General features: G+C 64.3%; 2 protein-coding genes (1 of these 2 cut by a window edge). Both read left to right on the top strand.

Annotated elements, in window-relative coordinates:
• Nucleotides 1-10276, top strand: partial view of a non-ribosomal peptide synthase/polyketide synthase gene (locus KSS97_RS20050; RefSeq protein ID WP_217859990.1) — the 3' portion only. 3833 nt of this gene lie to the left of the window's left edge; 10276 of the gene's 14109 nt are visible here — the last part of the coding sequence; the start codon falls outside the window, past its left edge; its stop codon occupies nt 10274-10276.
• Nucleotides 10273-13473 (top strand): non-ribosomal peptide synthetase, encoded by a 3201-nt coding sequence (locus tag KSS97_RS20045; RefSeq protein WP_217859989.1) that lies wholly within the window; start codon nt 10273-10275, stop codon nt 13471-13473. The genes KSS97_RS20050 and KSS97_RS20045 overlap by 4 nt, the downstream gene beginning before the upstream one ends.

Raw genomic sequence — 13473 nt, 5'->3', positions numbered from 1 at the left:
CTGGCAGCGGCAATGGATGGCGGACGGTGAGCGGGATCGTCAACTGGCCTATTGGTCCGGGCAACTGGGTGGCGAGCAACCGTTGCTGGAACTGCCCACCGACCATCCGCGCCCGGCGCAGCAAAGCCTGCGCGGCGCACGCTTGCCAATCGTGTTGGACGCGGCGTTGAGCGCCGGTCTCAAGGCCCTGGCGCGACGGGAAAACGTCACGTTGTTCGTGCTGTTGCTCGGTTCGTTCCAGGCGCTGCTGCACCGCTACAGCGGCCAGGCCGACATTCGCGTCGGCGTGCCGATCGCCAACCGACAACGGCTGGAAACCGAGCGACTGATCGGTTTCTTCGTCAACACCCAGGTCCTGCGCAGCGAGTTCCACAGTGAGCTGACCGGCGCCGCGCTGCTGCAACAGCTCAAGCAAACGGCGATGGCCGCGCAGATGCATCAGGACCTGCCTTTCGAGCAACTGGTGGATGCCTTGCAACCGCAGCGCAACCTCAGCCACAGCCCGTTGTTCCAGGCGATGTTCAACCACCGCAATGAAGCCGATTCGGCGTTCGCCAATGCCTTGCCGGACCTGTGCGTCGAACCCCTGGGCTGGACGCAGCGCACCGCGCAATTCGACCTGAGCATGGACACCGTCGAGAGCTCGCAAGGCCTGCACGCGGCCCTGACCTATGCGACGGATCTGTTCGAGCCGGTGTCCATCGAGCGCATGGCTGGGCATTGGCTCAACCTGTTGCATGACATGACGCACGATCTGCATCGCCCGGTGGCGCAGTGGTCGCTGCTGGACGCGGACGAGCACCGGCACATGCTCATTGACTGGAACGCGACGGCGCAGCAATACCCGCTCGAGCGCAGCGTGCAAAGCCTGATCGAGGAACAGGTGAGCCGGACCCCGGACGCGCCTGCGCTGGTCTTCGGCGAGCAACGCCTGAGCTACCGCGAACTCAATGCCCGGGCCAACCGCTTGGCCCATCGCTTGATCGACCAGGGCGTTGGTCCTGACGTGCTGGTGGGCATCGCGGTGGAGCGTTCCGTGGAGATGGTGCTGGGGCTGTTGGCGATCCTCAAGGCCGGCGGCGCCTACGTGCCGCTGGACCCCGAATACCCGCGTGATCGCCTGGCCTACATGTTCGAAGACAGCGGCATTGGTTTGCTGCTGACCCAGCAACATTTGCTGGATGTCTTGCCGATCCCGGACGGGCTGCGCAGCCTGGTGCTGGACTTGCCCGACGACGGTGTGTACGCCAGCCGCGACGGCAATCCCGACGTCGAAGTCCACGGCGAAAACCTGGCTTACGTGATCTATACCTCCGGTTCCACCGGCAAGCCCAAGGGCGCGGGCAATCGCCACAGCGCCCTGGTCAACCGGCTGTGCTGGATGCAACAGGCGTATGGCCTCGATGCCTCGGACAGCGTGCTGCAAAAGACGCCGTTCAGCTTCGACGTGTCGGTGTGGGAGTTCTTCTGGCCGCTGCTGACCGGTTCGACGCTGGTGGTGGCTGCGCCGGGCGCCCATCGCGACCCGGCGCTGTTGATCGAATTGATCACGGCCCAGGGCATCACCACGCTGCACTTCGTGCCGTCGATGCTCCAGGCGTTTGTGCAGGACCCGCGCGTGGCCGAATGCACCAGCCTCAAGCGAATCGTCTGCAGCGGTGAAGCGTTGCCGGTGGATGCCCAGCAGCAGGTGTTCGCCAAGCTGCCCAACGCCAACCTGTACAACCTCTACGGCCCGACCGAGGCGGCCATCGACGTGACGCACTGGACCTGTGTCGACGAGCAGCGCGACAGCGTGCCGATCGGCCAGCCGATCGCCAACCTCGGCACCTACATCCTCGACGATGAGTTGTCGCCGGTGCCGGTGGGCGTGATTGGCGAACTGTATCTGGCGGGCGAGGGGCTGGCGCGGGGTTACCACCGACGCGCGGCGTTGACCGCCGAGCGCTTCGTCACCGGGCCGTTCGGCCATGGCCAACGCCTGTATCGCACCGGCGACTTGGCGCGCTATCGCCCTGACGGTGTGATCGAATATGCCGGGCGGATCGACCATCAAGTGAAGATCCGTGGCCTGCGCATCGAACTGGGCGAAATCGAAGCGCGCCTGGCCGAGCACGAGGCGGTGCGCGAAACCGTGGTCCTGGCCCAGGACGGCACGCTGCTGGTCGCCTATGTGGTGCCGGCGCGCGCGGAACTGCTGGCCGCCGATGACGCCGTTCGCCAGGCGCTGCAAGCGCGCCTCAGGGAACATCTGAGCCAATCCTTGCCCGACTACATGGTGCCGCAACACTGGGTGTGGCTGGAAAAAATGCCGGTCAGCCCCAACGGCAAGCTCGAGCGCAAGGCGCTGCCCAAGGCCGAGCCGAGCGCCCATCCCCAGGCCTACGTCGCAGCCGTGACCGCGCAGGAACAGACGCTGGTGGATATCTGGCAAAGCGTGCTCGGCAGGGAGCGCGTGGGCGTGACCGACAACTTCTTCGAGCTGGGCGGCGATTCGATCATCTCCATCCAGGTCGTGAGCCGGGCCCGTCAGGCCGGTATCCATTTCAGCCCCAAGGACCTGTTCCTGCACCAGACCATCCAGGGTTTGACCGGCGTGGCGACAACCGGAGACGGCGGGCTGGTGATCGACCAGGGCCCGGTGACAGGGGAGGCGCTGCTGTTGCCGTTCCAGCAGTTGTTCTTCGAACAGGCCATGGCCGAGCCTCATCACTGGAACCAGTCGGTGTTGCTCAAGGGCGTGCGAGCGTTGCACGCCGGGCATCTGGAGCAAGCGTTGCAGGCCTTGGTCGAACATCACGATGCGTTGCGCCTGGCCTTCACCCATGAGGACGGCGCCTGGATCGCTCGCCATAAGACTTTGATGGAGCAGCGTTCACTCTGGCAGCACTCACCCTTGCTGTGGACCGCCGAAGTCGCGGATGCGCAGGCCCTCGAACGCCTGGCCGAACGCGCCCAGCGCAGCCTGGAACTGGACAGCGGCGCGCTGCTGCGCGGTGTTCTGGCGACCCTGGCCGATGGCAGCCAGCGGCTGTTGCTGGTGATCCATCACCTGGTGGTGGACGGCGTGTCCTGGCGGGTTCTGCTGGAGGATCTGCAACAGGCGTACGACCAGCTAAAGGCCGGCCAGGCACCGTCGTTGCCAGCCAAGACCACGTCTGCACAGGCCTGGGCGCAACGGTTGCAGGCCCATGCCGGCAGTGCGGCGTTGCAGGGCCAAGTCGCGTACTGGCAGGCGCAACTGGAAGGCGCTCGCCAAGACCTTCCTTGCGACCACCCGGGAAGTGATTTGCGCAGGTGCCATGGGGCGCAAGTGCAGACGCGGCTGGACAAAGCACTGACCCGACGACTGTTGCAGCAAGCACCGGCGACCTACCGCACCCAGGTCAACGACCTGCTGTTGACGGCGCTGGCGCGGGTGATCGGCCGCTGGACTGCCCAGGCCTCGACTTTGATTCAATTGGAAGGCCATGGCCGCGAGGCGCTGTTCGATGATCTGGACCTGAGCCGCAGCGTGGGTTGGTTCACCAGCCTGTTCCCGGTGCGTCTGACCCCGACGGCGACCGCCGAAGGCTCGATCAAGGCAATCAAGGAACAACTGCGGGCCATCCCCGACAAAGGGCTTGGTTTTGGCGTGTTGCGCTACCTGGGCGATGAACCGACGCGTCGTGCCCTCGCGGCACTGCCGGTGCCGCGTATCACCTTCAATTATCTGGGGCAGTTCGACAGCGGCTTCAGCGAAGAGGCCGGCGGGCTGTTTGTCCCGGCCAGCGAGTCGGCGGGCGCCGCGCAGAGTCCGTTGGCGCCGCTGGATAACTGGTTGACCCTCAACGGCAGCGTCTATGCCGGCGAGTTGAGCATCGACTGGACCTTCAGCACGCAGATGTTCGACGAAGCGACGATCCAGGCACTGGCCGTGGATTACGCTCGCGAATTGCAGGACTTGATCGACCACTGTTGCGAGACCCAGCGCCACGGCTTCACGCCGTCGGACTTCCCCCTGGCCGGGCTCGACCAGGCGCAATTGGACGCCTTGCCGCTGATGGCCCGAGACGTGGAGGACCTCTATCCACTGTCGCCGATGCAGCAGGGCATGCTGTTCCACACGCTGTATGAGCAACAGGCCGGCCACTACATCAACCAGATGCGCGTGGAGGTCGAAGGGTTGGATGTCGAACGCTTCCGCCAGGCTTGGCAAGCGGCGACCGACGCCCATGACGTGCTGCGCAGCGGTTTTGTCTGGGACGGCGATTTCAAGCGTGCGTTGCAGGTGGTGCACAAGCGTGTGGAGGTTGCGTTGCAGTTGCACGACGCACGCATGGAGGCTGATTTGCCTCGCTACCTGGAAACCCTCGCAACGGCCCAGCGCCAGCAAGGGTTTGCCCTGGAAGCGGCGCCATTGTTGCGGTTGGTGGTCGTGCGGGTCGCGGATGATCGCTATCATTTGATCTACACCAGCCATCACATCTTGATGGACGGCTGGAGCAATTCGCGGTTGCTTGGCGAAGTGCTGCAACGCTACAGCGGGCAATCCGTTGCCGTGTCCGGCGGACGTTATCGAGACTACATCGCCTGGCTGCAGCGCCAGGATGCGGCGGCCAGCGAGGCGTTCTGGAAGCCTGCGCTGATACGCCTGGAAGCACCAACGCGGCTGGCCGATGCGGTGGCCAAACCGACGGAGGCTGGTGTTGGTTATGGCGATCATGTGCAAGTGCTGGACGAAGCACTGACCCGACGCCTGGAAACCTTCGCCCGGGCTTCGAAAGTCACCATGAACACGCTGGTGCAGGCGGCGTGGCTGCTGCTGTTGCAGCGCTACACCGGTAAACCCACCGTGGCGTTTGGAGCGACGGTCGCCGGTCGCCCAGCGGACTTGCCCGGCATCGAGCAGCAGATCGGCCTGTTCATTAACACCTTGCCGGTGATCGCCAGTCCTCGAGCCGAGCAGTCGCTGGACAGTTGGTTGCAAGCGGTGCAGGCCCAAAACCTTGCCCTGCGCGAATTCGAGCACACCGCGTTGCTGGATATCCAGCGTTGGGCCGGGCAGGGCGGCGACGCGTTGTTCGACAGTCTGCTGGTGTTCGAGAACTACCCGATTGCCGAGGCCTTGGAGCAGGGCGCGCCGGACGGTTTGCGCTTTGGTTCGCCAATCACCCAGGAGCAGACCAACTATCCGTTGACGCTGTTGGTGGGGTTGGAGCGGCAGTTGTCGGTGCACGTGAGTTATCAACTGGCGAGCTTCGCCCCGGCCACGGTGGAAAGATTGGCGGCGCATTTGGCTCAGTTGCTCGGGCAGATGACCGCTCAGGGCGAGCGCCCGTTGGGTGAGCTGTCGATGCTGGAATTCGATGAACACCAGCGCCTGACTCATGACTGGAATCCGGTGGATGCGCCGTTCGAACAGGACGTCTGCGTTCACCAACTGATCGCTCGTCAGGCCGAAGCATCGCCGGATGCCTTGGCGGTGACGTTTAATCATGTTCGTCTGAGCTACAGCGAACTCGACGGCCGCGCTAATCGCCTGGCCCACAAGCTCATCGAACTGGGCGTCGGCCCGGAAGTGCGCGTAGGCGTGGCGATGCCGCGTTCGGAGCAGTTGCTGATCGCCCTGCTGGCGGTGCTCAAGGCTGGCGGTGCGTACGTGCCGTTGGATCCGGATTACCCGGCCGAACGTGTTGCCTACATGCTTGATGACAGTCGGGCGCGGGTGTTGCTGACCGAGCAGGCAGTGGCGCAGACGCTGACGGTTCCAGCTGAGACCGAAGTGTTGATGCTGGACCGGGTTGAGTTGAGCTCGTATCCCTTCACCGCACCGGACACAGCGGTCACCCCAGACAACCTCGCCTACGTCATCTACACCTCCGGCTCCACCGGCAAACCCAAGGGCGTGGCCATCGCCCACCGCAACGTCCTGGCGCTGATCGACTGGTCCAGAACCGTCTACAGCCGCGACGACATCCAAGGCGTACTCGCGTCCACTTCGGTGTGCTTCGACCTGTCGGTATGGGAGCTCTTCGTGACCCTGGCCAACGGCGGCTCGCTGATCATTGCCCGCAACGCCCTGGAATTGCCGCACCTGCCGGCCCGCGACCAGGTGCGCCTGATCAATACCGTGCCCTCGGCCATCGCCGCGTTGCAGCGCAGCGGGGATATCCCGCAAAGCGTGCGCATCATCAACCTGGCCGGTGAACCGCTGAAGCAAAGCCTGGTGGATGCTCTCTACCCAACACCCCTCACCTGTGGGAGCGGGCTTGCTCGCGAAAGCGGTGGGTCAGTCAATGATGGGCTAACTGAGGGGACGCCTTCGCGAGCAAGCCCGCTCCCACAAGGGGTTCAGCATGTCCATGGCATCATCAACCTGGCCGGTGAGCCGCTGAAGCAAAGCTTGGTGGATGCCCTCTACCCAACACCCCTCACCTGTGGGAGCGGGCTTGCTCGCGAAAGCGGTGGGTCAGTCAATGATGGGCTAACTGAGGGGACGCCTTCGCGAGCAAGCCCGCTCCCACAAGGGGTTCAGCATGTCCATGGCATCATCAACCTGGCCGGCGAGCCGTTGAAGCAGAGCTTGGTGGATGCCCTCTACCCAACACCCCTCACCTGTGGGAGCGGGCTTGCTCGCGAAAGCGGTGGGTCAGTCAATGATGGGCTAACTGAGGGGACGCCTTCGCGAGCAAGCCCGCTCCCACAAGGGGTTCAGCATGTCCATGGCATCATCAACCTGGCCGGTGAGCCGCTGAAGCAAAGCCTGGTGGATGCTCTCTACCCAACACCCCTCACCTGTGGGAGCGGGCTTGCTCGCGAAAGCGGTGGGTCAGTCAATGATGGGCTAACTGAGGGAACGCCTTCGCGAGCAAGCCCGCTCCCACAGGGGGTTGAGCATGTCTATGACCTTTATGGTCCGTCCGAAGACACCACCTATTCCACCTGGACCCGCCGCACCCCTGGCGGCACGGCCAACATCGGCCGCCCGCTCAAGCACACCGCCAGCTACCTGCTGGACGCCAACCTGCAACCGGTGCCCCAAGGCGTGTCGGCTGAGCTGTACCTGAGCGGCGCCGGTATCACCCGGGGCTACCTCGGCCGCGCGGCGATGACCGCCGAGAAATACGTGCCCAACCCGTTCTCGACGACCGGCGAACGCCTGTACCGCACCGGCGACCTTTGCCGCTATCGCGCCGACGGCGTCCTCGAATACCAGGGCCGCATCGACCATCAGGTGAAGATCCGCGGCTTCCGTATCGAGCTGGGGGAAATCGAGGCGCGACTGCTGCAACAGCCCGAGGTCAACGAAGTCGCCGTGCTCGCCCAGGAGGGGCCGGGCGGGCAGCAACTCGTCGCCTATGTGGTGGCGTCGCTGGACGCCGACACCCTGCGCGATTCACTCAAGGCCCGACTCAAGGAGCACCTGCCGGACTACATGATCCCGGCCCACTGGCTGTTCCTCGATCACCTGCCGCTGACCCCCAACGGCAAGCTCGACCGCAAGGCGTTGCCGGGCGTGGAAACCGGGGGGACGCAAAACGGTTACGCGCCACCCGCAAGCGAACTGGAGCAACAGGTCGCCGACGTCTGGCGAGAAGTCCTGGAAGTAGAACAGGTTGGCCGCAATGATCATTTCTTCGAACGCGGTGGTCACTCATTGCTGGCGACCCAGGCGATCTCCCGGCTGCGCAAACTCACGGATTATCCGCTGAGCTTGCGTGATCTGTTCGATCATCCACGGCTCAGCGCATTGGCAGCGCTGATGAGCGAGGCCGCTGACGCAACCGTGCGCGCAGGCGACTCCAGCAAGGTCCGGCTCAAGGCCCATGGGCCAAGGCAATCGGCGCCGCTGTCGCTGGTGCAACGGCGGTTGTGGATCGCCGAGCAGCTGTCCGGCGGCACGTCGGCGTATGGCATGCCGATGGCCCTGCGCCTGAGCGGCGAGTTGTCGGTCGAGCGGCTGATGAGCAGTTTTGCCGAAGTGACGCGCCGTCACGCTGTGCTGCGCACCGCGTATGTCCAGGACGACGAAGGCGACCCGCTGGCGGTGATCGCCGACGAAGTCCAGCTGGATTTCCCGCTGGTCGATCTGTCCGAGCTTTCGCCCGGTGCCCGGCAGGAACACGTGGCCCAGGCGACGCTGGACAATGCGCGCACCCCGATCGACCTGGAACAGGCGCCGCTGCTGCGTGGGCGGATCCTGCGCCTGGGCCCGACCGAGCACGTGTTGTTGTACGCCATGCACCACATCATTTCCGATGGCTGGTCGATGGGGTTGTTGATCAACGAACTGGTGCAGATCTACGAAGCCGCTTCGCGCCACGAACCGATGCCGCTGGCGCCGCTGGAGGTTCAATACCATGACTTCGCCCTGTGGCAGCAGGCGTTGGAAGAGCAAGGCGTGCTGGCGCGCCAGGCCGACTATTGGAAGCAGCGACTCGACGGTTACAACGGTCGGCTTGACCTGCCGCTGGACAATCCTCGCGGCCAGACCTCGTCGTATGAGGGCGATGCGTTGCAGTTCGAACTGTCTGCCGACCTCAGCGCGGCATTGCGGCGCATTGCGAGTGAGGCCGGCGTCACGCTGTACAGCACGCTGCTGGCGTCGTTCCAGGTGTTATTGCATCGCCTTTGCAACGCGCAGGATCTGGTGGTGGGTGCTGACGTAGCCGGACGCGAGCAACCTGAGCTGGAGCGCCTGATCGGCTTCTTCGTCAACGTCCTGCCGCTGCGTTCGCGCTTCGATGCGGGCGTGACGTTCACACGATTCCTGGCCCAGGCCCAGGACGATCTGCTCGGCGCGCTGGAGCATCAGGACCTGCCGTTCGACCAGATCGTCGACGCCTCGGGCGTGCCTCGTCACAAAGGCATGAACCCGTTGCTCCAGGTGTTGTTCGTGATGAACAACGTGCCGGTGCGCACGCGTTCCATGGCGGGCTTGAGCGTGGAGTTCCTGCCGGCGCTGCAGAACCATTCTAAATTCGACATGGCATTGTTCGTTGACGAAGAAGAAGGGCAATTGCGCGGTAATTGGCAGTTCGCCACACGCTTGTTCGGACATGAGCGCGTCCATTACCTGATCCGGGCCTGGACGACCCTGTTGGAACAGATCGTCGCTGATCAGGACATTCAATTGGGAGCTATCAGCATGCCAGTCGACAACGTGGCGACAGCCGCCACGCCTGCCAACGTCCCGGGGCCCAAGGCCGACAAACTGGGCAAGTTCCTCAAGCGCTCGGCGACACCGGCCGCGCGGCCGCGTCCGGCGCTGGTGCGTGAATCGCTGGTGGCAGCGCCACAACGTTTCCCGCTGATGCTGGAGCCCGGCGAGCCGCACCTGGACGTCATCGAGTGGATCCGGCAGAACCGACCCTTGATCGAACAGAAACTGGCCGAACACGCCGGCATTCTGTTTCGTGGATTCGCGCTGGACGGCATCCAGGGCTTCGAAGCGTTCGCCGAAGCGATTCAACCGGGGCTGTACGGCCAGTACGGCGACTTGCCGAAGAAGGAAGGGGGCAAGAACACCTACCGCTCCACGCCGTACCCGGAACGCAAGATGATCCTGTTCCACAACGAGAGCTCCCACCAGGACCGTTGGCCGCGCAAGCAGATGTTCTATTGCGAGCAGGCCGCGCCCGTGGGCGGCGCGACCCCGGTGGTGGACTGCCGCCTGATGTACGAGAAACTGCCGGCGGACCTTCGCGAAAAGTTCGAGGACAAAGGGCTGCTGTACGTGCGCACCTTCACCGACAAGCTCGACGTGTCGTGGCAGCACTTCTTCAAGACCGAAAATCGTCTCGAAGTGGAAGCCCGATGCCGGGCCGGCGGTATCCAGTGGCGCTGGCTCGACAACGACGAATTGCAGACCCGCACGCCGGGGCCGGCGATCATCACACACCCGATCACCGGGGAAAAATCCTTCTTCAACCAAGTGCAGTTGCATCACATCTACTGGCTGGAGCCGGACGTGCGCCAAGACCTGTTGTCGATGTACGGCCTGGAGCGCATGCCTAGGCACGTCTATTACGGCGACGGCACACCGATCGAAGACGAGGTGATGGCGCGTATCGGCGAGTTGTACGAAGCCTGCGCGGTGCGTTTCGACTGGCAGAAAGGCGATGTGATCCTGCTGGACAACATGCTGGTGGCCCACGCCCGCGACCCATTCGAAGGACCTCGCAAAATCGTCGTCGCTATGGGCGATATGTACGACCACGCCAGCCTGCAACGGCCAGCGACCGTTGGGCAATCTGCCCGGGGCGCATTCAATACCGAGGAAACCGGAGCATGAACGAGGTGATGATGGACACGCAGGACGCGGGTTTCGCCCTGACGCCCGAGCAGCAGCGGGCGCTTGAACAATTGTCGGGCACGGTGACTTGTGGCGAGGCCCTGCGCTGGGTGAGCGTGATCATCGATGGCGACTTTGATCCGCAACGATTGCACGGCGCCTTCGACACACTGGCGGCGCAGCAGCCGATGTTGCTGGCACGGTTGGTCAAGGTCGCCGGTTTCCACGGCCTGCGTCAGGTGGCCCAGGCCGGGCGCTTCCCGTTGACGATAAACCCAAGCGAGCAACCTGCTGAAGAGGTCCAGGCGCAGATCAACGAAACCCTGGGCCAGGCGTTCGTAGTCGGCGAATCGGCCGGCGTCCAGGCGGTGCTTTATCGTCTGGCGCCACGGCAATGGCAACTGCTGCTGGGTATCGCCCGCTACAGTGCTGATGCGCCATCGATGGACCTGCTGCTTGGACAGGTACGCCAGGCTTACGCGGGCCAGGTATCGGAAGACGAAGCGCCGGGCGAGTTCGCCCAGTACCTGGAATGGCGCAGCGAAGTGGTGCTGGATGAAGATGCCGCCACCGCGAGGACCTATTGGCAGCAGCATCTGCAAGGCTTGCAGACGCAGATCGACACGCCGTGGCTGGCGGCACGCCGCGCCGGCAGCGGGACCGCCGATGCGCGTGTGTCATTGGCCTTGGAACCGGCCCGGCGCGATGCTTTGCAGCGCTTGGCCGATGAGCTTGGGCAATCGCTGTCGACCTTATTGCAGGGAGCGTGGTGGCTGCTGTTGGGCCGCCTGAGCGGTTCCGACCAGGCACTGGTGGGCATCCGTCACGACAGCCGCGGCGATTACGACTACTTCGCCAATGCCATTGGCGTGTTCGAGAAAACCCTGCCGCTTTGCGTACCGTTGTCCCCCAGTGCACCGTTCAGCGAGTGGCTGGGAGCGTTGGCGACGCGGCTTGAAGCCCACCGCACCTGGCAGGAATATTGGGTGCCGGAACTGGCGCCGGACGCGGCGCATCCGGCCTATGGTTTCGCGGTCGCTCGGGCAAGTTTCGTCCACAGCGACGGCGGTCTGAAGTGGACGGGATCTTCGCTTGTGCAGACTGATCCGCTTGAGCTGCTGCTGAAGGTTCAATTGGACGATGCCCAGCAGCTGGTCGCGATCGACCTGCATTACGCCGACGCTCGTTACTCGCAAGCTGCCGCCAGCGCCGTGCTGGAACAATACGATGTGCTGCTGGCCTCTATCGCTGCGGATGCGCAAACGCCGCTGGCGCAGCTCAACCTGCTGGGCCGCAGCGAGGAATCGCGCCTGCGGTCGATCAACCCGCCGATGCAGGCGCTGGCCGATAACCGCTATCTGCCGCAGCGTATTGCAGATCTGGCGCTGCGGACGCCGGACATTATCGCGCTGACCGACGCCCATCAATCCTTGAGCTACGGTCAGCTAAACGCAGAGGTCGAGCGCGTGGCCCTCGGCATCCAAGACCAAGGCCTGGGCGAGGGTTCGATTGTCGCCCTGGCCTTGCCGCGCTCGGCGGAGCTGGTGATCGCCATGTTGGCGAGCTGGCGCATCGGCGCGGCCTACCTGCCGCTGGATACCCAATGGCCCCAGGCCCGCCAGGCGTTGATGGTGGAACAGGCCGGCGCCGCGGTGGTGCTCACCGATGCGGCGCATATGCCGGCGTGGCAGGACCAGCCGTATACAGCGCTGGTATTGGCCGGGCTCAGCCCAGCGAATGCGACGTTGCCGGCGCTGGCGACCAAGGGCAACGACATCGCCTATGTGTTGTTCACGTCCGGCTCCACCGGTGTGCCCAAGGGCGTGGTGATCGAGCATCGGCAATTGCTCAACTACACCGCCCAGGCCAGCCAGGCGTTGGCGCTGGATCAGTGCAGACACGTGGCCTTCAGCTCCACCGTGGCGGCGGACCTGGGCAACACGGCGCTGTTTGGCGCGTTGTTCAATGGCGCGACCCTGCATGTCGCCAGCGATGAGCAGATGCAGGACGGCGCGTTGTTCGCCACGTTCATGCGCCAGCATCAAATCGATTGCCTGAAGATCGTGCCGTCGCACCTCGCGGCGTTGCTCGACAGCGAACAAGCGACATTGCCGCGCACCCTGATGCTCGGCGGCGAGCCGATAGCGCCGACGTTGATTGAACGCATCGCCCGATTGCGCAGCGATTGCCGAGTGTTCAACCACTACGGGCCGACCGAGGCCACCGTCGGAGTCATGATTCATCCGTTGTCATTGAAGGGCGACGATGACTGCTCGGCGCTGACCCAGGTGCTGGGCAACAACCAAGTCTACGTACTGGACGCCGAGCGGCGGCTGGCGCCGGTGGGCGTGCTGGGCGAGGTGTACCTGGGCGGCGCGCAGTTGTGCCGGGGTTATCTGAATGCGGAGGCCGACGGGCAGACGTTCATCCAGAGCCCGTTCGATCCGGCGCAGCGCCTGTACCGCACGGGCGACCTGGCGCGCTATCGCCCGGCCGGCGGGATTCAGCTGCAAGGGCGGCGCGATCAGCAGGTCAAGGTGCGCGGGTTCCGCATCGAGCTGGCGGAGATCGAGGCCGAGCTGCTGCGCGTGCCGCAGGTGGGCGAGGCGCTGGTGCTACCGGCCGAGCAGGGTTTGCTGGCATTTATCGTGGCATCGCAAGGCTTGCCTTCGGAAGTGCTGGATGCCGCGCGGGCGCAACTGAACGCACGCTTGCCCAGCGTGATGGTGCCGCAGCATTGGCACCTGATCGAACGCTTCCCTCGGTTGGCCAACGGCAAGATCGATCGCCAGGCGTTGCAGCAGTTGGCAGTCGCGACGGGCGAGGAAGAGGGCGCCGGACCCCGTGACGGACTCGAACAATTGCTCGCTGCGCGCATGGCGCAACTGCTCGGAATTGAAAGATTGGGCATCGACCGCGACTTCTTCGCCGCCGGCGGTCATTCGCTGCTGGTGATCAAATTGGTGGCCGGCATTCGCAAGCTGCTGCAGTGCGACATCCATCCGGGGCTGGTCTTCGATCATCCGACCGTGGCTTCGTTGGCGACGGCCTTGCGGTCGCAGGAGAGCAGCCCGGGGCAGTTGGAGAAAATCGCCCAGGCACGCCTGCGCATGGAGGCGATGAGCCCTGAGGAAAAGGCTCGCCTGACTGAGCAGGCTCGGCAACTGCAAGCCGCCAAGGCGGCGCAAGGTAGTTGA

This window comes from Pseudomonas alvandae (assembly GCF_019141525.1).
GTDB lineage: Bacteria > Pseudomonadota > Gammaproteobacteria > Pseudomonadales > Pseudomonadaceae > Aquipseudomonas > Aquipseudomonas alvandae.
Note: the sequence above shows the minus strand (reverse complement) of the source record. Positions and strands in the feature narration are given on the sequence as shown.

Coding starts and splice junctions, on each gene's coding strand:
- KSS97_RS20045 (WP_217859989.1), top strand. CDS start 10,273: ATGAACGAGGTGATGATGGACACGCAGGACGCGGGTTTCGCCCTGACG.